General features: G+C 61.4%; 25 protein-coding genes. 16 read left to right on the forward strand and 9 right to left on the reverse strand.

The window, feature by feature from the left end; all coding sequences use genetic code 11:
* Positions 1–71: 71 nt before the first annotated feature.
* The 5 genes from HRU82_12130 (at position 72) to HRU82_12150 (ending at position 3,493) form a co-directional block, all read left to right on the forward strand.
* The gene (locus HRU82_12130) at positions 72–602 is read left to right on the forward strand and encodes a DsrE/DsrF/DrsH-like family protein (GenBank protein ID QOJ35642.1); all 531 of its coding nucleotides are present in this window, start codon (positions 72–74) and stop codon (positions 600–602) included.
* A gap of 11 nt (positions 603–613) precedes the next feature.
* The gene (locus HRU82_12135; GenBank protein ID QOJ35643.1) at positions 614–859 is read left to right on the forward strand and encodes a sulfurtransferase TusA family protein; all 246 of its coding nucleotides are present in this window, start codon (positions 614–616) and stop codon (positions 857–859) included.
* A 126-nt stretch (positions 860–985) separates the two neighbouring features.
* Positions 986–2,542 carry a glutamate formimidoyltransferase gene (ftcD, locus tag HRU82_12140; GenBank protein ID QOJ35644.1) on the forward strand — a complete coding sequence of 519 codons (1,557 nt, stop codon included), beginning with the start codon at positions 986–988 and terminating at the stop codon, positions 2,540–2,542.
* 23 nt (positions 2,543–2,565) lie between these two features.
* Positions 2,566–2,760: a 30S ribosomal protein S21 gene (locus HRU82_12145; GenBank protein ID QOJ35645.1), complete on the forward strand. Its 195-nt coding sequence runs from the start codon at positions 2,566–2,568 to the stop codon at positions 2,758–2,760.
* Positions 2,761–2,833: 73 nt separating this feature from the next.
* Positions 2,834–3,493: an endonuclease III gene (locus HRU82_12150; GenBank protein QOJ35646.1), complete on the forward strand. Its 660-nt coding sequence runs from the start codon at positions 2,834–2,836 to the stop codon at positions 3,491–3,493.
* 60 nt (positions 3,494–3,553) lie between these two features.
* Here HRU82_12150 and HRU82_12155 read toward each other — a convergent pair whose 3' ends face one another.
* Positions 3,554–3,982 (reverse strand): hypothetical protein, encoded by a 429-nt coding sequence (locus HRU82_12155; protein QOJ35647.1) that lies wholly within the window; start codon positions 3,980–3,982, stop codon positions 3,554–3,556.
* A complete protein-coding gene (locus HRU82_12160; protein ID QOJ35648.1) occupies positions 3,979–4,374 on the reverse strand; it encodes a hypothetical protein in 396 nt (131 codons plus the stop codon). Before HRU82_12160 ends, HRU82_12155 begins: the two co-directional genes overlap by 4 nt.
* 93 nt (positions 4,375–4,467) lie before the next feature.
* Here HRU82_12160 and HRU82_12165 point away from each other — a divergent pair, with 93 nt between their 5' ends.
* From HRU82_12165 to HRU82_12185, 5 genes are all read left to right on the forward strand, one after another.
* Positions 4,468–4,899, forward strand: a complete 432-nt coding sequence (locus HRU82_12165; protein QOJ35649.1) for a hypothetical protein — start codon at positions 4,468–4,470, stop codon at positions 4,897–4,899.
* A gap of 20 nt (positions 4,900–4,919) precedes the next feature.
* The gene (gene polA, locus HRU82_12170) at positions 4,920–7,562 is read left to right on the forward strand and encodes a DNA polymerase I (GenBank protein ID QOJ35650.1); all 2,643 of its coding nucleotides are present in this window, start codon (positions 4,920–4,922) and stop codon (positions 7,560–7,562) included.
* A gap of 33 nt (positions 7,563–7,595) precedes the next feature.
* On the forward strand, positions 7,596–7,982 hold the full coding sequence (locus tag HRU82_12175) for a metallopeptidase family protein (protein QOJ35651.1): 387 nt from the start codon (positions 7,596–7,598) through the stop codon (positions 7,980–7,982).
* Positions 7,983–8,039: 57 nt separating this feature from the next.
* Positions 8,040–8,666, forward strand: coding sequence for a hypothetical protein (locus tag HRU82_12180; protein ID QOJ35652.1), 627 nt, complete (start codon positions 8,040–8,042; stop codon positions 8,664–8,666).
* A gap of 103 nt (positions 8,667–8,769) precedes the next feature.
* Positions 8,770–9,297, forward strand: a complete 528-nt coding sequence (locus tag HRU82_12185; GenBank protein ID QOJ35653.1) for a hypothetical protein — start codon at positions 8,770–8,772, stop codon at positions 9,295–9,297.
* A gap of 135 nt (positions 9,298–9,432) precedes the next feature.
* On the opposite strand, the gene HRU82_12190 is transcribed toward HRU82_12185, so the two are convergent.
* The 7 genes from HRU82_12190 to HRU82_12220 form a co-directional block, all read right to left on the reverse strand.
* Positions 9,433–9,924, reverse strand: a complete 492-nt coding sequence (locus tag HRU82_12190; protein QOJ35654.1) for a glycosyltransferase family 39 protein — start codon at positions 9,922–9,924, stop codon at positions 9,433–9,435.
* A 144-nt stretch (positions 9,925–10,068) separates the two neighbouring features.
* Positions 10,069–10,605 (reverse strand): nucleotidyltransferase, encoded by a 537-nt coding sequence (locus tag HRU82_12195; GenBank protein QOJ35655.1) that lies wholly within the window; start codon positions 10,603–10,605, stop codon positions 10,069–10,071.
* Positions 10,584–10,787 (reverse strand): hypothetical protein, encoded by a 204-nt coding sequence (locus tag HRU82_12200; GenBank protein QOJ35656.1) that lies wholly within the window; start codon positions 10,785–10,787, stop codon positions 10,584–10,586. The genes HRU82_12195 and HRU82_12200 overlap by 22 nt, the downstream gene beginning before the upstream one ends.
* 144 nt (positions 10,788–10,931) lie before the next feature.
* Positions 10,932–12,632, reverse strand: a complete 1,701-nt coding sequence (locus HRU82_12205) for a glycosyltransferase family 39 protein (GenBank protein QOJ35657.1) — start codon at positions 12,630–12,632, stop codon at positions 10,932–10,934.
* Positions 12,633–12,685: 53 nt separating this feature from the next.
* On the reverse strand, positions 12,686–13,939 hold the full coding sequence (locus HRU82_12210) for a hypothetical protein (GenBank protein ID QOJ35658.1): 1,254 nt from the start codon (positions 13,937–13,939) through the stop codon (positions 12,686–12,688).
* A 71-nt stretch (positions 13,940–14,010) separates the two neighbouring features.
* Positions 14,011–14,469 carry an LPP20 family lipoprotein gene (locus tag HRU82_12215; protein ID QOJ35659.1) on the reverse strand — a complete coding sequence of 153 codons (459 nt, stop codon included), beginning with the start codon at positions 14,467–14,469 and terminating at the stop codon, positions 14,011–14,013.
* A 2-nt stretch (positions 14,470–14,471) separates the two neighbouring features.
* Positions 14,472–15,473 (reverse strand): hypothetical protein, encoded by a 1,002-nt coding sequence (locus tag HRU82_12220; GenBank protein ID QOJ35660.1) that lies wholly within the window; start codon positions 15,471–15,473, stop codon positions 14,472–14,474.
* 216 nt (positions 15,474–15,689) lie between these two features.
* Between HRU82_12220 and HRU82_12225 the strand changes: the two genes are divergently transcribed.
* From HRU82_12225 to HRU82_12250, 6 genes are all read left to right on the forward strand, one after another.
* Positions 15,690–16,703 carry an alkaline phosphatase family protein gene (locus HRU82_12225; protein QOJ35661.1) on the forward strand — a complete coding sequence of 338 codons (1,014 nt, stop codon included), beginning with the start codon at positions 15,690–15,692 and terminating at the stop codon, positions 16,701–16,703.
* A 7-nt stretch (positions 16,704–16,710) separates the two neighbouring features.
* A complete protein-coding gene (locus tag HRU82_12230) occupies positions 16,711–17,193 on the forward strand; it encodes a hypothetical protein (GenBank protein QOJ35662.1) in 483 nt (160 codons plus the stop codon).
* The gene (locus tag HRU82_12235; GenBank protein QOJ35663.1) at positions 17,174–18,541 is read left to right on the forward strand and encodes a HEAT repeat domain-containing protein; all 1,368 of its coding nucleotides are present in this window, start codon (positions 17,174–17,176) and stop codon (positions 18,539–18,541) included. Before HRU82_12230 ends, HRU82_12235 begins: the two co-directional genes overlap by 20 nt.
* A gap of 146 nt (positions 18,542–18,687) precedes the next feature.
* Positions 18,688–19,770 carry a HEAT repeat domain-containing protein gene (locus HRU82_12240; protein ID QOJ35664.1) on the forward strand — a complete coding sequence of 361 codons (1,083 nt, stop codon included), beginning with the start codon at positions 18,688–18,690 and terminating at the stop codon, positions 19,768–19,770.
* A gap of 44 nt (positions 19,771–19,814) precedes the next feature.
* Complete coding sequence (locus tag HRU82_12245; protein QOJ35665.1) at positions 19,815–20,915, forward strand: HEAT repeat domain-containing protein; 1,101 nt, start codon at positions 19,815–19,817, stop codon at positions 20,913–20,915.
* Positions 20,908–21,669 carry a HEAT repeat domain-containing protein gene (locus tag HRU82_12250; protein ID QOJ35666.1) on the forward strand — a complete coding sequence of 254 codons (762 nt, stop codon included), beginning with the start codon at positions 20,908–20,910 and terminating at the stop codon, positions 21,667–21,669. The genes HRU82_12245 and HRU82_12250 overlap by 8 nt, the downstream gene beginning before the upstream one ends.
* The last annotated feature ends 14 nt before the right edge of the window (positions 21,670–21,683 follow it).

A 21,683-nucleotide genomic window follows, 5' to 3' on the forward strand; every position in this document is an offset into this window, starting at 1 on the left:
AGCGGAGACTATAGTCTTTTCAACGAATTTTCCGCTCGGGATCGGCGTCCCGAGGTAGAGAGAGGTGCCCGATGACCACAGCACAAATCGAGCCGACCGCCGCCTTAGCGGAACTGCGTGAATCCAAGCCGGATCGGGTGACGATCGTTCTACTCAGCGGCGATCTGGATCGCGCCATGGCCGCGTTCATCATTGCCACCGGCGCTGCCGCCATGGGAATGCAGGTGACCGTGTTTTTCACCTTCTGGGGTCTCAATACAATCCGTAAGAAGGGGGCGACCAGTTCAGCAAGCGACTGGCTGCGCCGCATGTTCGGCTTCCTCAATAAGGGAGGGGCCGACACCCTGCCGCTCTCGCGGTTTCACTTCTGGGGGCTCGGGACGAAGATGATGCAGCTCGTGATGAAGCAGAATCGCATGCCCGGCGTGCCAGAACTCATGGAGACGGCACTGGATTTGGGGGTCCGCTTCATTGCCTGCACGACGACGATGGGTTTGATGGGCATCACCAAGGATACGCTGATCGATGGGATCGACCAGTTTGCCGGGGTCACGACCTACTTGGCGGAGGCCAAGCAGGGCAGCGTGAACCTGTTCATCTAAGCGAGGGCGGCATGATTCAGGCGGATGTGAAGCTGGATACGCTCGGGTACTTTTGCCCGATGCCGATTATCCTGACGTCGAAGAAAATCAAGGAGCTGACGACCGGCCAGGTGTTGGAAGTCGTCTCGGACGATGAAGGGATCAAGAAGGATATGCCGGCCTGGTGCCAGACCACCGGGCATGAAATGGTCGGGATGGAAGAGGAGCAGAGTTCCTCGAAGCGAATCTACAAAGCGTTCGTCAAAAAGACCAAGTAGGGAATCAGCGACAGGCGCGCAGATACGAGACTGTCTTGCGCGGCAAAGCCGGAGGGCCAGGTACAGAGCCTCCGGCTTTTTTCTTGTGCGCGCCGAACACGTCTTGGTTGTGAAGAGGGAACTGCGGTGAATCAGGTCGTCGAGTGCATCCCCAATTTCAGCGAAGGGCGAAATCCGGACGTCGTGCGAGCGTTGGTCGAGATTGTCCGTTCAGTGCCCGGCGTCGCCCTGCTCGATCATAGCTCGGATGCCGATCATCACCGTTCGGTCGTGACCTTTGCCGGCCGGCCCTACGCCGTTGCCGAGGTTGCCTTTCAAATGGCCAGGACGGCGGCCCAATTGATCGATCTGCGCCGCCATGAGGGCGAGCATCCGAGGGTCGGGGCCCTCGACGTCCTGCCTTTCGTGCCCATCAGCGGCGTGAGCATGCAGGATTGTGTGCAGTTGGCCCGTATGGTCGGGCAACGCATCGGGAACGAATTGAAGATTCCGGTTTTTTTGTACGAGCAGGCGGCTTCCAGACCGGAGCGGACCAACCTGGAATGGATTCGGAAGGGGGGGATCCCGGGGTTGGCAGCCCGGATGGCCGCCGATCCGGTTTGGTCTCCGGATTTCGGCCCGAAGCAATTGCATCCGACGGCCGGGGCGACTGTGGTAGGGGCGCGGGGTCCGCTGATTGCCGTGAACGTCAATCTGCAGAGTCGGGATCTCTCGGTCGCACAGGCCATCGCCAAGTCGGTGCGGCAGTCGAGCGGCGGCCTTCCCTTTGTGAAAGCGATCGGGGTGGAGTTGAAACGTCAGGGGTTGGTACAGGTCTCGATGAATCTGACCAACCATTTGCAGACGCCGTTGCACGTTGCCTTCGCCGCGGTGCAGCGGGAGGCGGCGGCTCGTGGAGTGGCGGTGGCCGGCACGGAAATCATCGGCCTGGTTCCGCAGCAAGCATTGATCGAGGCGGTTCAGCAGGCACTGCAGCTTGAACGGTTCGAGGGGAGCCAGATATTGGAGGCGCGGCTGAACAGCGGCGACTTGCGTGAAGCGGTGGGACGACTGGCGACCTCTCCACCGTCACAAGAAAAGGCGGCTCCTGTGAGCGGCGTGGCGGAACGGTCGAGCACGGATACGCAGGGACTGACCGGCGGTAGTGTCGGTGCGCGGGCCGCTGTGTTCGCGGCGACATTGGGCCTCATGGTGGCCCGGTTGAATCGGGTCCGCGCGATCGAAACCCGCCTGACAGAGATCAAGGCGCGGCTTGAGGAACTCGTCCAACTCGATCGGGACCGCTACGCGGAGGTGCTGCAGGCGAAGAAGTTGCCTCACGGCCATCCGGAGCGTGGATTGCGCCTTGCTTCAGCCCTGTTGGGGGCCACCGAGGTGCCGTTGGAAATCGTGAAGCTAGCATGCGAGATCATTTCGCTCCTCCGCGGGATGCTGGCACAGGCGAAGCCGGAGGTCGGTCCTGATCTGTTGATGGGCATCCGCCTGGCGGAGGCGGTCATCGACGGCTGTCTCGCCATGGTCGAAGAGAATATGAAATGTCAACCAAATCAGTTACTTGTAGAATCAATGCGGGGTGAATTCTCGGTGGCGGAACAAATGCTTGTGGAAGCACAATTGCTATGCTACACTCCGCCCTTCGATTCGTGGCCGCAGAAAATGTTGAATATTCTGAAACTTCGGTGAAGGAGAGTCGAAGGTAGCCGACGATGGAAATCAAGGTCTTCAATAACAACGTTGAGAAAGCCCTGAAGGTCGCCAAGAAGAAATTGGCGGGCGAAGGATTGTTCCGCGAACTGAAGCGCCGCCGTTACTACGAGAAGCCGAGCGTGCGGAAGAAGGCGAAGGAGCGCGAGGCTCAACGCCGTCGGCAAAAGTGGCTCGCCAAGCGACGGTCCGACTAGCCGTCGGGCCGCTGTTCCCTCCGCCGCTCATCTCAACCACCTCCGGTCGTTCCTCTTCTGTCCCGGCTGTCCTATGCAGGAGCGAGATATCCATGCCGTCATTCGGACGGTGAAGCGGGAGATTGCCCGCTGGCCGGATCCGGTTGTGGGGCTCGTCGCCAAGGAGTCGGGCCGCGATCCCTTTCTGGTGCTCATCTCCTGCCTTCTGAGTCTCCGTACCAAAGATAAGACGACCGCCGAGGCCAGTGCGCGGCTGTTCGCGTTGGCGACCACGCCTGCAGCCATGCAGCAGTTGGCACCGTCTGTCGTGGAGCAGGCCATCTACCCGGTCGGGTTCTACCGCACCAAGGCAAGACAGATCCGGCAGATTTGTGCCGAGCTTGTGGAGCGATATGGGGGAGTGGTGCCGGATACCATCGATGAACTCCTGACCTTGCCGGGCGTCGGGAGAAAAACCGCCAACCTGGTGGTCACGGTGGGGTATCGTAAATTGGGGATCTGTGTCGACATCCACGTGCACCGGATCAGCAACCGGTGGGGGTATGTGAAGACGAAGACTCCAGAGGACACCGAACGGGCCCTGCGCGAGAAACTTCCCCGCCGCTATTGGATCATCTTCAACGATCTACTCGTGCCCTACGGACAGCACCTGTGCCAGCCTGTTTCCCCCTTCTGCAGCCGCTGTCAGATCGCGACCTACTGTGACCGCGTCGGCGTGACTAAAAGTCGGTAAGCCTGAGGAAGGCAAGCCGCCTGTCTGTCGACAGGGGAGGACGGCGTCTGCTTACCGGTGTCAGATGAAGAGCTTGGTCTCGGCTTGCGCCGTGAGGGAGAGGATGGAAGGCAAGCCCATGACGTCGTCGACATTCCGCTCGACGGCTGCGGCCTCGACGCCCATATATTCCAGGCCCGCGCTGCAGGCAATGAGGCGGAAGTGCCCGACCAGGCGCGCTTCCTGAAACATTTCGGAGATCTTCGGCACCTTCTTTTCCTTCAGGAGTCGGGTCACTTGCTCCGCGGAGGCGGCATACTCGGGTGGAAAGTCGATCTCGTCGATATTCCCCTCGGCCAGTTTCTTGATTGTCCAAAACAACAGCACCACGATGACGTCCTTGCCCATCGCGGCGGCGGTCAGGCCGAGGGTGGCGACCTGATGGAGTTTGTCGTACGTGGCGTTGTGGGCGAAAATGACGAACTTCGGCTTCCCCGACATGGTGGTCACTTGCCCTTCTGTGTGGTCTTCACGCTGTTGATGAAATCGGTGATGGCCGCATCGACTTCCGCGGCGCTCATGGAGCGGTCATGCACTTCGCTGTCATCCAGCAGATACCGGTCGCCGTCTTTTTCCTGTCGAACGACGACGGAGTTTTCGGGGGTCACCTCGACGCGCATGAACCATTCCCGCCGCCCCTTGGTGATGACCACTTCCTTGCCGAGTCCGATCTTGGTGATCTCGATTTGCAGGTCCGGTTCGACGTCGGACTCTGTCTCGGCGGCATGGAGCCGATCGACGGCGGGTACGATCACCCAGCACGAAAGGAGCAGGCCCAGCATCGCCATATGGAAGGCGAGACGTGGGCGGGCAGACAGACGGCGTGAGGGCAGCGGAGACATCGCGCAAAATTATAATCTCTGCCGCGGACAAGGTAAACCCGCTTTGCCTCGGTGCTCTTTTCGCCGCGCAAAGCCCCATGCTAGGATGCGCCGGTGATGGGCGAGCTTCTGACGCAGATCGAATCCTTCGTGCCGGCCAAGCTTCTGATTTGGTTCGCCGTCTCGTCGGGCGTGATGTTCGTGGGGACGCTCATCGCGATTCCGATTATCCTCATGCGGCTGCCGGCCGACTACTTCGATATTCGCAAACCTCGTCCCTGGATGGAAAACCACCATCCGATCCTCCGCCTCGTCGGCCACATTGTGAAAAACGTCGTGGGGGCGATTTTTCTGTTCGCCGGGTTCTTGATGCTGTTTCTGCCGGGGCAGGGTGTGCTGACCATGCTGATCGGACTCTCGCTCATCGAGTTTCCCGGCAAGCGCCGCCTCGAAGCCAAGATCGTGGGACAATCGACGGTCCTCAGTACGATCAACGCCATGCGGGCGAAGTTCGACAAACCGCCGCTCATCATCGCACCCGAGTGAACCACCTGTCTGCGTGACTGATGCCGATGCTCTATCTCATCGACGGGAGTGCCTACATTTACCGGGCGTTCTTCGCCTTGCCCCCGCTGTCCAACTCCAAGGGGCTGCAGACCAACGCCGTGTACGGGTTCACGACCATGCTGTTGAAGGTGCTGCGGGAGCATCGGCCGGATTATGTCGCGGTGGTGTTCGATGAAAAGGGGCCGACGCATCGACATGCGGCGTTCCAGGAGTACAAGGCCCAGCGGCCGCCCATGCCGCAAGGGATGAGCGCGCAGGTTCCCTATATCCATCGCGTGGTGGAGGCCTTGGCCCTCCCGGTCATTCGCCAGGCCGGCTACGAGGCCGACGACTTGATCGGAACCTTGGCGCGCAAGGCAGAGCAGGAAGGCCTCGAAGTGGCGATCGTCACCAGCGACAAAGACATGTTTCAGCTCCTCACGCCCAAGACTAAGATTTACGATCCCGTGAAGGACAAGTGGTTCGGCGAGGCAGACTCGGTGGCGCGATTCGGCGTGGAGCCGGCGCGGGTCGTCGACATCATGGGGCTTATGGGCGACACCAGTGACAACATCCCCGGGGTCAAGGGAATCGGCGAGAAGACGGCGGTCAAGCTCCTCACGCAGTTCGGCACGATCGAAGACCTGTTGGCGCGAGTGGAAGAGGTCACGCCGCTGAAGACCAAGAACTTGCTGCTGGCGCAAGGGGAACAAGCCCGCCTGAGCAAGCAGCTGGCGACGATTCACCTCGATTGTCCGGTCGACTTCATTCCCGAGCAATTTCAAGCGAAGGCTCCGCATCGCGAGGCCTTGGTGGGACTGCTCCGCGAGCTGGAGTTCATGACCCTCGCAAAGGCCTTCCAAGGGGAAACTGCGGCGCAGGAGCAATTGGTCGCGGAGGTGCAGACGCTGCAGGACGAGGCCGCGGCGGTCGCTTTCCTCAAGGCGCGTAAATATGGCGAACCAATCGGGCTGGCCTATGTCTTGAGCGACACTGGAGGCGTACGGGCCGACATGCGGGGCTGTGCCCTGGGTATGGGAACGGGGCAAGCAGCCTTCGTGCAGGGCGAAGTCGCTTCCTGGCCGAAGGTGGTGGAGCAGCTCCTGGACCACCCCCAGAACCCGAAAGCCGTGCATGACCTCAAACCGCTGTTGTTGGTGCTCCATCGCCAGGGCGTGCATCTCCAGGGACCCTGCTTCGATACGATGGTGGCGGACTATCTGCTGAATCCCAATCGCCGCGCCCATACCTTGGACGCGGTGGCAATGGATCAACTGGGGTACCAGTTGGGAGCTGGAGCCAAGTACGACGCGACCACGCCGCCCTCGCTGTTCGAGGTCGACGAGCAACTGGTTCGTCGTACGGGCGAGGCTGCCGCCGTGACGGCCAAGGTCGCGCCCCTGTTGCGTGACCGTTTGAAAGAACAGGGCAGTCTGATGCTGTTCGAAGAGGTCGAAATGCCGCTGGTGCCGGTCCTGGCGGACATCGAGCGCAATGGATTCCTGTTGGACGTGGCGGGCCTGCACACGCTGAGTCAGGAGCTGGATCGGGAGTTGGAGCGGATGGTCGCCGACATTTACCGGCTGGCCGACGGAGAGTTCAACGTCGGGTCCCCCAAGCAACTGGCCGCCGTGCTCTTCGAGAAGCTGGGGCTGAAGCCGCTGCGCAAGACCAAGACAGGTTACTCTACGGACGAGGACACGTTGACCCAGCTGGCCTTGCAGCATGAGTTGCCCGCCCAGATTCTGAACTACCGCACTCTGACCAAGCTCAAGTCAACATATGTGGACGCCCTGCCGCAGCTGGTGAATCCCGAGACCAACCGCCTGCACACCTCGCTCAACCAGACGGTCGCCGCCACAGGCCGGCTCTCGTCCACCGACCCCAATCTGCAGAACATTCCCGTGAAGGGCGACTACGGCCTTCGCATCCGCGAAGCCTTCATCGCGCCGCCGGGCCATCAGCTCCTCTGCGCCGATTACAGCCAGGTAGAGCCGAGGATCTTGGCGCACCTCTCGCAGGATCCTCGCCTCCTGCAGGTGTTCGAGCGTGGGGAGGACATTCATATGGCCACGGCCATGGAAATTTTTAATCGCCCTGCCGATCAAGTCACCAGGGAGATGCGTCGGGCCGCAAAGAGCGTGGTGTTCGGCATTGTGTATGGGATCAGTCCCTTCGGGCTGGCCTCGAATATCGGGGTCTCGCAAGCCGACGCCAAGACCTACATCGACACCTTCTTTGAGAAATTCGCGGCCGTCCGAGCCCTGATGGATCGCAACATCGAGGACGGCAAGACCAAGGGCTACACGACCACGATTCTCGGACGGCGACGTCCGATTCCGGAACTGCAGAGCGGCGACCAGACGCAGCGTGCGATGGGGGAGCGCATGGCCGTCAACAGCCCGATCCAAGGCTCGGCCGCCGACCTCATCAAGGTGGCGATGATCCGGGTCCACAAACGGCTTCGTGAAACCTTGCCGACCACTAAGATGATTCTGCAGGTCCACGACGAACTGATCTTCGAAACGCCCGAATCCGACCTTGAACGGGCCAAACAGCTTGTGAAGCAGGAAATGGAGGCGACGGGCGAAGCCCTCGGCCTCTCGGTTCCGCTCAAGGTGGATGTGGGTGTGGGAAAGAACTGGCGGGTGGCGCATCCGTAACGAGAACGGGGTAGTGCTCTATCGGTGATGGAGATGGCGCGGAAGCGGGCGAAACTCTCGGTCACGGAATCGGAATTTCAGACATTGGTGCAGCAGGCGCTGGACGGCCTGCCGGATGAATACGCCAAACTCCTGACCAACGTCGCGGTGGTGGTGGAGGAAGAGCCCTCACCCGACGTGCGCGAAGACCTGGAGATGGACGAAGACGAGGATCTTCTCGGTCTCTATCGAGGGCTCTCCATCGACAAGGATTCCTTCTTCGAACCCGGTGGGCAACTACCGGCCAAGATTTCCATCTATCGCGGACCGATCCTTCGACTCTGCCGCACCAAGGAGGACGTGGTGCAGGAAGTGCGCGACACGGTCGTGCACGAGATCGGGCATCATTTTGGCCTGGACGACGACGAAATGCCGTACTGAGGCTGGGAAGAGGCTATGAGGGTACAGAGTTTTCTTCGGACTCGGTATCTTATCATCGTGGCTATCTTCTTCTCGGTCGTAATGCCGGGATGTGCTATTCATGCCTGGCGGGTTGCGCCGACCGACGTTTTGGACGAATCAATCTCTTCGTATGCTCAACAACCAGGCGCAGTTATTTACTACAACGTGCCGGCAGTGTTTGAGAAACCGCCTGCTAGAGAAACGGTCGATTCATTTGAAAGCGCCAGGTCGACCCAACAGTTTGCGGAATTGTTGGGGAAGGCGCTCACCAAGAATCCTACTTTCGAAAAAGCGATTCTCACGTCTGAGGCGCCGGAGCGTGGCTATTATGTTTCTGTGGATGTCACTCACACGCCTCGCATGAATCTTCAAGCTGCTTGGAAGTTGCTCTGGTGTTCTCTGACCATTCTGGTGATCCCCTGTTATGTTGAAGACGCTGCCGAGTATAGGATCGGTTATCAATTAGTTAGCGACAGGAAAGAGCTGGGCACCTATCGTGGGCTGGTCCAACAAAAGACGCTTATCTGGGGACTTCTCTTGCTGGGGCTCCCATTTATCGGAGACTCCTGGACGGAATCACCGTGGACGTTTTCGAAGGAAGAGGCGTTTGCAGAAACATCAGTGAAATTCTGGCGAGATGCGCGAGCAGATGGGCATTTTTAGGTGTGCCACATGGCGAGCGTCCCTTCGAACCCTTCCCGGTGCCCTCCTTGCTGTGGGCCTGGCGATCATACTCTCGTCTTGTTCGTGGATGGGGGCCGGATCGGTGAGTCCTTTGTGGAGAGAGGCCGATGCTCCAGCCGTCGCACCCTCGACCAAGCGGGTGTATTACAACATCGACTTGCGTGTCGAGTATCGAGCCATTGCCGACGCCATTCGACAAGGGCTCGGAAAGGAGGCAGGTCAATCCGAAGCAGTCTACATGTGGGAACCACCAGACCATGGGTTGTTCTACAAGGTCACATTGGATCACCAGCCTCATACGGCGTTGTCGAATTTCTGGATGTTCGTGTCCGTGCTCAGTCTTGGAATTCTTCCCTTCTATGACTATGAAGGTGAGCGGGTGAGCGTTCGATACGATCTGTATACGGACCGGCAGCTCAAACGGTCCTATACCTATCTGATCAGTCGAAGAGGGCTCTTTTGGTTGGGTACTCCGCTGATCAAATCGCTTCTCCCCTCGGATTGGTCGGAGAGCATAATTGACGAGCAGGTATGGCACGGTGCTTTTCGGACTACGGCGCGGCAGTTTGTGAGAGACATTACCAAAGATGGTAGTCAGGTCTTTCAATGAGAACGCTGGGGACGGAAAGGTGGTCTTGCCTCGCTCGTATAGGACGGGTCTTCGGCCAACGTGTGATAGAGGGGGGCCGGTGTAAGGATGACGGGGAAGTGACGCACCGTTTCCTGCCCCTCATTGTCCGGGAACTCACGGAGGGCCAGGCGTCCGCCTGAGAGGAGCCGGATTTGGTTGGCTACCGAGTACCGCGCCGACTCCCGTAGCCGCTCTGAAGACCCATTGGAGGATGTGCTGGATCACCCTCGCAGGTCGGCCTTGCATCGTCTGTTGCAGCCGGTTGAAGAGCAGTTCCGTCGCCCCCCACAGGCTGAGTGTGATGAACAGACATTGCAAAATATCCGGGGTCGCCTTGGTGGCGGACTCCATGAATAGAATGTTGGAACCAAGGAGGGCCGCTGCCAACAGGCCGATCCGTGGATCCTGCGTCACGGAGCGCGCCAGGCGATAGGTCACCCACAGCGTGGCGCAGGCAGCCAGCAGGAAGGGAAGTCGCGAGGAGACTAGGCCAATGCCCAGGGTTGCATAACTCGTGGCGAGCACCCAGTAGGTCAGGATCGGTTTCCGAAAACGAAGGGAGCCATCGGCATATCGTGGCGTGACATAGTCGCCGCTCTGCACCATCTGGATGGCAGCGTGGCCGTAGTAGTGGTCGTGGACGTTGGTTGAGCCGCGCAGTCTTTGTCATCCACCAGCAGGAACTGGCCTTCGCTTGGGAAGCGGCCGGGATGGAGTAATTCCGCCATACTTCTTAAAATCCTCCCCCACCTAACGGTCAGCAAGTCCGAGCATCGTTTTCCAGCGGTCAACGTACGTCCAGTCGACGTGTAAGTCTGCCTGGCGCGCGCGGATTTTCTCCAAATCGGCATGATCCTGGAGTCGTCCTGCCACCATCTTTAGGATGACGAGATCCTCGATCGACAGCATAGGGACTTGGAGTGTGCCAAATGGGACCGTCTGTCTCCTCTCCAATGCGGTTCGAAGATAGGCCGTGTTTGCCACAAGAAAATCGATCACGACTTCCTGTCCGGATCGGATTCCCACAATTCGCCAAATTGAGATCCCCTGAAAGACCATAGGGCTCGGATGGATGATGGTGGAGTCGAAGAGGGATGAGACGAGCGTCTGTATCTGTTCGCGTGAAGGCGGGTCTAGCAATATGAGGAGGTCGATGTCCGTGGTGGCTCGAGGCTCCACCAAGGCGCTGTAGGCCCAGCCCCCGGCCAGCGCATAAATCACGCCGCGTCGGTTGAAGTCGGTGATGAGGTCGGAGAACGCCCGGACTAGGATTGGCTCTGCTGCCATGCCTGCTCTTTGGCCAGTCGGATTTCGTGCATGACCTGCGCGATTCCCCCACCCTCGCTAGGCCCATTCCGCTGTTCAATCACGGCTCGACGCAAGGCCAGTCCCAACTCCGTCAGTTCGATTGTGCGGCGCAAATTGTTGGCAATACGGACGTCGTCTGGAGATGGGGACGATGGTGACATGACCGGGGCTCCGAGCAAGCGCGTACGCTGAAGCAGAGTCTACGCGACGATCCTGTCTGGAGCAAGCAGGAGGGCGCGCTCTGCCGGCGTTTTCTCTCACAGAAAGGCTGGCGCCCTTCCTGGTGTGCGGGGCATTGATCTTCGTCACGACGGTCGTTCACTTGTCCCGTTCCCTGCCTGCTTCCTGATCAAATAGTACCGTTTCTGATCCTTTTCATGCTTGGGTGCTCGCTCCCCCGTCTTCAGCGCCGACCAGAGCTCCTCCGCGCTGAGCGGCTGGTACTCGAGTACGCAGGCCTTGCTCGTATAGGACGGGTCTTCGGCCAACGTGTGATAGAGGGGGGGCGGCGCGAGGATGACGGGGAAGTGACGCACCGTTTCCTGCCCCTCATTGTCCGGGAACTCACGGAGGGCCAGGCGTCCGCCTGAGAGAAGCCGGATTTGGTTGGCCACCGAGTGGCGCAGGCCGACGGTAGCGATGCGCTCAGGAGGCGGATTGAGCGCGAGTAGTCGTTGGGTGAGTTCGGCGGCAGGCGAAGTAATGACGACCGGTTTGAGAAATTGCTCCAAGGTGCCGAACGCCACCATGATGGCCAGCCCGAGGGCGATCAGCTGCGGCAAGGCTGAGCGGCGGAACGCCGCCCAGTCAAGCAACAGCAGCACCCCGCTCAGGCAGAATCCGCCGATCGCAAAGCGTTGGTCGATGCGCCAGCCCACGAGCGCGAGTACCACGCCGACTCCCGTGGCCGCCCTGAAGACCCATTGGAGGATGTGCTGGATCACCCTCGCAGGTCGGCCTTGCATCGTCTGTTGCAGCAGGCCCGCAAGCAGAACGGCTAGGAGAGGAAAGGTGGGCAACAGATATCGAGGACGCATGAGATTCCCGAAGGAAAAGACGGCCACGTTCACGAGCAGCCAGCCGAGCACGAACCAGAACCAGCGGCCTTGCTGGCGCACAGAGGCCCGCAGCAGGTCCCGCTGCACCACCGCGAGAATACCCAGCATCACGAACCAGGGCGCGAAGAAGCGGAAGGGCGTCAGCAGGTACAAGGCGATATTGCTGAGGAAGAGCCGATGGGCCCCCTCCAAGCGCTGGCCGACTTGATCCTCGAACAGGGTCGTGGCGACCTCGGGGCCGCGTAGCAGCAGGCTGCCGGCCAGCCAGGAGAGTCCCACGACCAGTCCCGCCATCAACCAGCCAACGTGAAACAGTCGCGGCGGCCGATCCGTCTCTGAAGGAAGGAGCCGAGTGAAGAGCAGCGGCCAGGCAATCACGGCGAACGGCAGCAGGCCTTTCGTCGCGATGCCGAGTCCGGCTCCGACATAGAACAGGGCGTACCAGCGGGGATCGTCCCGCCGGTTGAAGAGCAGTTCCGTCGCCCCCCACAGGCTGAGTGTGATGAACAGACATTGCAAAATATCCGGGGTCGCCTTGGTGGCGGACTCCATGAATAGAATGTTGGAACCAAGGAGGGCCGCTGCCAACAGGCCGATCCGTGGATCCTGCGTCACGGAGCGCGCCAGGCGATAGGTCACCCACAGCGTGGCGCAGGCAGCCAGCAGGAAGGGAAGTCGCGAGGAGACTAGGCCAATGCCCAGGGTTGCATAACTCGTGGCGAGCACCCAGTAGGTCAGGATCGGTTTCCGAAAACGAAGGGAGCCATCGGCATATCGTGGCGTGACATAGTCGCCGCTCTGCACCATCTGGATGGCAGCGTTGGTATACCACCCTTCATCGAGGTGATAGCGAGAGACGAGGGGCAAGGAGCCTAGCAGCGAGAGCAGGAAGACCAGGATGATGACGGCAACGGAGGGGGGAGGCCCTCCGCGCGCGGCGGCCGCCATGGATGAACTCGCGGGCGCGTCGGGTGGTAAGGAGGGCACGACAGCAACAGGCGTTATGTGTAGCAGCGGGTGACGATCTCGCCGAAGTTGAAGAGAAGTGCGTTCGCCCGGGTGTAGGCCGCATGACCGTAGTAGTGGTCGCGAACGTTTGCGGAGCCCGTGCAGTCCTTGTAATCCACGAGCAGGCACCGGCCTTCGCTGGGGAAGCGCACGGCGCGCCTGGCGCATTCCACCCAGCGCTCGAAGCCGTCGTAGGGCTCCATCAATTCCCACACGGCCTTGTTCGCCGCCTTTGCGCTGTCAGGTGGGAGCGCGTCGCTGCCGGCCACGGCCAGTTCCTGCACGTAATCGCCGCCCCAGGCGATCGGCATCTCGACGGTAATCTGAGGGAGATCCATTTTGGAGAGCCAGGTCTTGCCGTCGGTGCGGAGATTGCGATGGTTCACGATGTGGAGCAAGGTGCCGATGCCGGAGGGATCCCACCCGTACCGGACCGGCGTGCCGAGGGTCACGATATCAAGGGCGACGCCGTTGAGCAGCGTCCCCTGCGCGAGCGGTTGGTCGATGCGCCGGATCGCCTGGGCGTCAGAGCCCTCACCCGCATAAGCCAAGAGCACCTCGAATAGGGTCTTTCGGCCAGTGATTGGAGAAGGGCACAGCAGGTTAGAGGCCAGCGCGAGGACCAGCCCGGCTTGGCCGTGCGCCTGCACCAGGACGCGGTCGCCCGGTCCCAATTGCTGCTCGGCCACCACGGCATGGAGACGATCCAGCAGGCGGCAGGCAGCCAGCGCGCGTCCAAGATGGTGGTGTTCGCAGGACCAGAGACTCCGCAGGCAGGTGATCGGCTTTGCCGGCTCCTGGTTCAGGGCTTTGCGGCACAGCTCGATGGTGGCGGCGGTGAAATTGCCGGCATCGCCGATCTGGGTATCGAGGATTTTTCGGGTGGCTTCGTCGTCAGGGAGCGGCGGTATGAGCCCGCCGGGTAACGGCGTGATGCCATTGGATCCTTCGCGCATGAAGGAGAGCAAGGAATCCAATCCGGAGATTCCACGGGAATACCCTCGCTTGAGACCACCCGCTTCGTCGAGGCGTCCGAGGCCGAACACATCGGTGCCTGAAATCGAACCGTGCAGAAACAGCACTGCTCGTACCCCGGCTCGCGAGAGCGCGCGGCCGATCTGTGCCATGCCTTCCTGCCATGCCGGGGACCCGGGCTCGGGGGGCGGGGTCCAGTCCGTATAGGCCAGCCGGTCGCCGGGGTTCTTGCGAGACAGTTCGTCGTGCTGAAAATTGTTCTCGATGGGCATCGTTGCTTCTCTTACCTGAAACGGCGCGCGAAGTTCAATGGAGCGTTCGTGCGCCGGGGGGAGGCTCTCGCTCAGCGACGGGGAGGAGAATCGGGTGCGGCGGCGTCCAGAGGCGAGGGCAAGACGAGGCGGTTCTTCGGCATGATGGCCACGGCAGAACAGGTTTTCTGAGCTTCGTCGGTTCGGCGCTCGACGAGCGTGACGCCCTGCAGATATTCCTGCACCACCTCTTCCCGCAGGATCTCGATGTCTTGCTCCGCGTCATGGCCGGTTCGCTCGCGGACACGGTCGATTGCGCGTTCCTTGACCAGCACCCGGATCTGTTTGGCGATGTCGGCCCTGGCTGCCAGCTCTGCGACACGGCGGCAGACTAGGAGGCCTTTCCCAAGATCACCCTGGCCTTCACCGATTAAATAGTGCTCTCGATCGTGGGCAGGGTCGGTCGCGTCCGCCGCCATGGCCGGTGTGGTCAGGAGGAGGGTGCAGAAGAGCCAGAGCGGTCGGCGTCTCGGTCGAAGCGTCCTCGGCATGGTTACGGCTCTTTCGTCTCCGGCTCTCGACTGCCTGCTTGATAGGTGTGAAGCGTCGGCAGGGTTGAGCGTCCGTCGGGCAGCGGGACCAGTTGATACATCGATGTGAGGCGGTCTTGGTTGGGCGAGGAGGGGACCTCCTTGCCGGGTTCTTGCGGTACCCGATTGTAACCGGGCAGGAACGGCACTGTATGGGGCACCGGCGGTTTGGGCGGCTGCGGCGGAGTCTTTGCTCCCACAGCCTGTCGGGCGCTGCCGAGATGGGGATTGTCCGGATGCAGTTGCGCGGCCAGCAGGAGCAGCGCGTGAACCTGCGCAAGACCGCCTGCGGGGAAGGACTGACTAGTGGGCGCGGCGAGCACCCAATCGTTCCAGGCCTGGGCGACCAGAGCGTTCGACTGGACCTGATCCAGGAGGTCGTGCCGCCGTTGGGTGAGCTGTCGGTTCTGTTCCGGCGTGGCAGCGGTGGCGAGTGCCCGATTGGCCGCCTGCAGGTCCTGTCGGAGGCGATCGACATCCTTTTTCAACGCGAGCAGTTCCTGCCGGGCGTCCTGATTTTCTCGGAGCGCGGTGATCGCCCGCGCCACGTCGTCGGTATCGACTTGGGCCGTCAAGGTGACGCGAATCACGGTTGCGCCGCTGTCCACGTCCGTGGTGACACGCTGGTCGAGAACCAGCACCGTCCCGGCCGTGTAGCTCCGTAGTTCGTCCCTTGTGACGTCCAGGTTCCTGACGACCGTGACACTTTCTAAGTAAGTTGCGACCTGCTCCAGCGCTGCGCTCTTGGCCTGCTCGGTGGCGAGCCGGACGGCTTCTGCCCTGGTTTCGCCGGCGGCCAGGCGATGTTCGCCTTCCGCCGACACGATGCGAATGTCCGCTCGAGCCGGACTGCCCGTCAGCAATAGGAGGCCGATCAGGAATGGGAGGTGCAGACGTAAGGAAGGCGGCGTCGATTGCCGGTGAGACGGTCGTGGCCCTTGCGAATGATGCGGTTGACGCCCCATGCTCCTCACCGACGAGCTGCTCATGTGTCCCTGCCCGGTGGAAGATCACCGCTGCCCGTCAGGATAACATCGATCCCGCAGAATGCACCATGACGCGCGGTTTCGCGCCTTGTTTTCCCGGAAAACAGCATGCTAAGGTACCTTCTCTTCGCACTCTAACGCGATCCCGTCGTGAGGCAGGTAATGAAATCTATCAGTCCTGTACGTTGCGCCCTGATGAGCCTGTCGATGGCCCTCGTGGGCACATTCGTCCTTTCCATATCCCATTCGTCCGCTTTGGCAGCTCGGGGGACCGCAGGGGCTCCGGCCGCGCCGTCCACGGAACAGCGAGCCGAACATGTCATCTTGTTCGTGCTCGAAGGGCTTGGCCAGGATTCCTTGAAGGCCGGCGCCATGCCCGTGTTGTCGTCGTTGGTGAAGGGTGGGGCCGTGACGTGGTCCGCCACCACCGTCGCACCCGCGCGGCGGTTGCCGACGATGGCCTCGCTGGTGACGGGCATGCCGGTCGCCAAACATGGCATCAATTGGAATGTCTTTGAGTTCAGTCGTGGGTATCCCCGTGCCCCGACTGTCTTCGATTATCTGGATTTGAGCGGCGGCCGCGACAGCACCATTTTCTATATGGATGAGTCGTTGTACCAGCTCGCGAAACCGGAACCCTACACCGATTATCAACTCTGCGGCGCGCTCCGGTCGGAATGTAATCCGGATCGGCTGGTCAGTTATGTGCGGGACTATTTCAAGAAGGCGACGAGCGGTTCCGGTTATGGTCATGCCATTCCGGCCCTGCCGCATTTTCTCGTCGTGCATTTGCCGACACCCGGCCGAGTCGGCGAGGCGCAGGGGTGGAAGTCTCAGGAATACACCACCGCGTTAAAAATGGTGGATAAGGCCATGGGCGCGGTACTTGATCTGTACCGCGAGTTCGGCCTGCTCAAACGGACCACGGTCTTTGCCACTTCGCTCAGCGCCGTCGGCGAGACCCAGTTCTCCTCGGGCGAGGTGCCGGGGGATCCAGCCAAGAATCTCCCGATGGTTCCCTGGATCGCGTCAGGAGTCGGGATCAAGGCTGGTTATGCGATCCGCCAGCCGGTGTCGATTCTGGATACGGGGGCCACGGTCATGCGGGCGCTAGGACTGCAGACCCATACGGAGTGGGAAAGTCATCCGGTGGAGGAGATCTTCACCGCGACCTTCTCCCCGGCTCCGAAGACTCCATTGTTGCAATAGAGGTGCTATGGCATCGTCATCATCTATAGGTTTCTCTCGGCGACCGATTGCCTTGTTCGTCTTGGGTTTGACGGCGGCCTCTCTGGTGAGCGGGCCGGCGGCTGCCGGGCCTCCACCGGCCTATACCAAAGAGCACGCGATTACGATCGACCCGACTCCGTTGGTGCCGCAATCCTGGTGGCAAGTGCCAGGGGTGACACCGCAGTTGTGGACCTTGGACCCGGAGACATCCGATGCGTATCGGACTACCGAGGTGCGGGAGTTGAAGCTCAAGCCAGGGCAATATAAATTCGTCAGTTTCACGTTCGATTTTCCCTTCAGCGTCAATTTGGATGGGAGATTGGAGTACTCCAAGTCACTCGATCAATGTGTGGACGGTCGCGGCACCCAGACATTGGTGGTGCGATGCAAACGTACCTATCCGCACGGTGGGCAGCGGGATCCCTATTACGGCAACAGCGAGGTTGGTGATGGCACAGGCACTCGATGACCTTCTCGATGCGCTTGAGGACGCAGACGATGCCACTCGTGAAGAGGCGGCAAAGGCGCTGGCGGAGCTAGGCGACCCCTCAACCTTGGATGCGCTGGTTGGCGCCTGCGGGGATGAGTACTGGTCCGTGCGAGCTCGGGCGGGATGGGGGGTGGCCAAGATCGGCGGACCGAAAGCCGTCGACGCCCTCATGGGCCTGTTCAACGACCCGATCATGGAAGTCCGCAATGAAGCCGTGGCCGCGGTCGTGTCCTTGGGGACGGGGCTCATAGACCGGCTCCTGGCGGCCTTGAAGGACGAACGGTGGCGTGTGCGGGAACATGCGGCGAAGGCCTGCGGCGACCTGCGCGATCGGCGGTCCGTCGACGGACTGGTCTTCGCGTGTCGTGATCGGGACGGTGCGGTGAAAAGCGCGGCGGCAGAGGCACTCGGAAAAATCGGCGACCCCAAGGCGGTTCCGGCCTTGCTGAAGCTGTTCCGCGACTCCTCGAAAATCGTCCGCGAAACCGCAGGTATTGCCTTGGTGGCCATCGGGCAGCCTTCCGTAGATTTGCTGATAGAGACCTTGAGCGATAAGGACTACGTTGTCCGTTGTCATGCAGCCCGTGCTCTGGGTGGCATGACCACCGACTATCAAATCGGACGGAGTTGGGTGCGCGAGCCGCGAGTGGTCGATGCCCTGATCGGCGCCTTGAAGGATCCGGACCGTGCCGTCCGGGAAGATGCCACGATTGCCTTGGGCATGATCGGCGATCCGCGCGCGATCGATGCGTTACTCGAAGCCATGAAGGACGGGGCGGTCAAGCGCCATGCCATCGCGTCGTTGGGCATGATCGGCGACCCCCGTGCCCTGCCGGCCGTGCTGGCCGCCCTCAAGGGGAAGGGAATTCGGCAGGAGGGTACTCCGACGCCCGGCTGCATCGTCAGCGAAGATGCCTTCATCAAGGAGGCGGCGGCCACCGCCCTTGGGCACTTCCGGGACCCGCGTGTGATCCCCGACCTCATCATGCTGCTCAAAGACGGCGTGTTGCGGGAGAAGGCGGCGGCGGCGCTGGTGTTGATCGGCGATTCGGCCATCGAACCCCTGGTGTCGTTCCTCTATGATCCCAAGGCCTCCGAGGTCGAATCCGAGGGCGAGCGCGTCTTGTCCTATGCCTCTGTTCGGTTGACCGCCAAGGACTCGCTCCGTCTCCTGGTCATCGAGACGTTGGAAAAGCTGGGATGGACGCCATCCGACGACGACACCGTGGACTCCAGTCAAGCGGACAACCTCCGTGTCGATCGGCCCCTGGGTGATACGGGCCGGTTTGGTCCCAGCGGGGACTTTGCCAAGGGGTCCGTCCGGTAGCGTGGTCGGTCCATCGTGCTCTCCGTTCCCTTCCTTATCGACCGGCGGCGTCGCGTGCTGTCGAGGCCGGTCCGCACGAGTCAGCGCGCGTTGACCCTTCAAAAAAACCTGTGTTAAGGTCGATGGCTTCTGGAGTCCGAGGGACCATGGCCGACACCATCAGCGAACAGATCGCCGCCCTCTCGGATGAGGATTGGGCTATCCGAGAAGAGGCCGCGGCCCTGTTGGGATCGCTCAAGGATCCACGGGCGGTCTTGCCCCTGACGAGAGCCCTCCATGATACCGACCGCGCCGTGCGCGACGCCGCGATCGGAGCCTTGGCTTCCATCGGAGAACCCTCGATGATGGCCTTGGCGACCTGTCTCACCGATCCCGCGCTGCATGTGCAGGAGGCGGCATCGGCGGTGCTGGCGACCCTGGCTGACTCCCGGGTGTTTGTGCCGTTGGTTGAGGCTTTAGGGAGTCGGGACTGGATCGTCCGTATGCATGCCGCCAAGGGCTTGGGACGAATCGGGGATCCGTCTGCCGTGTCGGCCTTGATGCCTCTGTTGCAGGACAAGGTCAAGGCCGTTCGCGAGGAAGCGGCCGCCGCCCTCGCCGCGCTCGGAACAGCGGCCGTGGCTGCGTTGATCGACGCGCTGCAGCATGAAGAATGGCTGGTGCGGCTGCATGCGATCGAGGCGTTGGGGAAACTGAAGTCTCCGGAGGCAGTGGAGCCGCTGCTGCGGACCTTGTTCAATGATCGGGATTCGGCCGTCCGCGAAGATGTGGTCCGTGCGCTGGGTGCGATCGGCGACGCCAGGGCGGTGGACTATTTGGTGTTGATTATGAAAGAGCCGAGCCTGCGGCTTTATGCTGTTGAAGCACTCGGCCACATCGGGGATCCCCGAGCCGTTCCTATCCTGCGCCTCATCGTGGAGGGGGCTCCGCAGGGCGAACCGAGCCGTCCGACCGCCGCTTGCGCCGACGGTTGGACCGATGAGATGGCCACGATGGGGATGGCGGCTCGCGCATTGGGTATGATTGCCGACGCGGATGCCATTCCATCGTTGTTGGTGGCCTTGCGCAACACGGTGACTCGCGCGGAAGCGGCAGCCTCATTGGCCAAGTTCGGGCCGTCGGTCATTCCATCGTTGCTGTCGATGCTGTCCGCCGAGCGTGATGAGAACATCCGATACCACGTCCGGGAAACCCTGACGGCCGTGGGATGGCGCCCGGGACGGATGTGAGCCGGCCGGTGAGCTATGGTGTGAAGGTCGGCGGGTGATGGGAGATGCCTAAAGAGACGATCGAGACACTGGTCTCCGAGCTGACCCACGAGGAGGAGTGGCGGCGCATGCGGGCGACAGCCGCCTGCTTGGCCGGCGGGCCTCGTGCAGTGCGGGCTCTGACGGGCGTATTGCGAGCCGGGGACGGCCCGTTGCGCGTCGAAGCGGCTGCGATGTTATCCCGCATCAAGGACCCGGCGGCGGGGCCGGCCTTGGTCGGCCTACTGGGCGATACCGACGATGCGGTGCGTCGAGCCGGGTTTGCCGCGCTGGAGCAGATGGCCGGTGTGCTCAACGACGAAACGGCGGCGGGTTTGGTCCGCCATCTGCATGAATCGTCCGGCGACGACGTGCGGATGCGCGTGCGCCACTTGTTGGGGTTGATCCCCAATGCCATTGCGCCGCTGTGCGAGATGCTCCGCCATCCGGAGAGCGAAGCCCAGGTGACGGCTGCGACGATTCTCGAGCACTTGCTCGATCCTCGTTCCGCGGACGGATTGATCGATGCCATGGCATCCCCGACCGTCCGCGACATCGCCGTGCGGACGCTGAAGAAACTGGGTGCCATTCGTGAGCGGATCGACGACGCGTTCAATGCCTTACGGGATATCGAGGGCGCGAGCGAACGGGAAGAGGCCAGGATGGCGACGGTCATGGACCTGCTCGGAATCGGGCGGCCCAGCGTCGAGATCCTGATCGAGTATTTGGAAGACGACGACTGGGTGGTGCGCGAGGCCGCTGCGGACTTGCTCGGCAAGATCGGTGACGTGCGCGCCGTGGAACCGCTCATGAAACGGCTGCAGGTGGATAAGGATACCGGCGTCAAAGAATATGCGCTCAAATCGCTGGGCCTCATCGGCGATCCGCGTCCGGCGCAGCTCTACATCGAAGCGATTCCGATTCGACCCTTGCGTGTGATCGCGATCGAATCGTTGGCCAAGATCAAAGACGTGGAGGTTCTGCGCCCGCATAGCGAGTTGTTCAACCGGTTGCGGACTGACCGGGATGGTATCGTCTCATACAGTGCCGGGCTCATTGCAGACAAACTTGCCGCGCTGGAAGGCGCGCAACCGGTCGGACAGGAGGATGCGGAGGATCATGAATGAGGCCGAAAGAATCCAACAGTTGATCGCGGCTCTTCGGGACGAGAACGAAGCGTTGCGGGACCATGCGATGGCGAGCTTGGGCCAGATGGGGAGTGAAGCGGTGCCGCAATTGATCGGCCTGATGGCGGACGAGGATGTCGTGATTCGTGAAGCGGCCACGACCGCCGTCGTCCGCATCGGGCCCGTGGCGTTCGATCAGTTGCTGGAGGCGTTACAGGACGACGAATGGGCCATTCGCGAGCAGGCGGCGAACGCACTCGGGCGTCTGCGTGATCCGCGGGCGGTCGATCCGTTGATGCGGGCGCTCAAGGATAAAGACGGCGCCGTTCGAACCGCCGCGGTGTGGGCGTTGGAGCGCATCGGCGATTCGAGGGCGACGCCGGGTCTGATCGAGGCCTTGGGGGATGGCACGCTCCGCGAAGATGTCGCGCGAGTGTTGAAGAAGATCGGAGACAGCCGGGCGGTCGATGCCTTGATCGACGGTCTGCTGGGTCCCAACTGGATGGTGCGCCGTCATGCTGCCGAGGCCTTGGGCAAAATCGGCGACCCTCGGAGCACCCAGGCGTTGATCCAATCATTGCAGGATGAAGACTGGCTCGTGCGCCGGAATGCTGCGGAATCACTCGCGCGGCTGGGGGCGAAACAGGCCATCGAACCCTTGTTGCCCCTGTTGGAAGACGAAAATACCATGGTCCAGGAAACGGTCGAAGGTGTGCTTGCGAGTTTAGGATGGAAAGAGGCGACCTCGTCATAACCGCATAAAAGGAA

The organism is Nitrospira sp. (assembly GCA_015709715.1).
Lineage (GTDB): Bacteria > Nitrospirota > Nitrospiria > Nitrospirales > Nitrospiraceae > Nitrospira_A.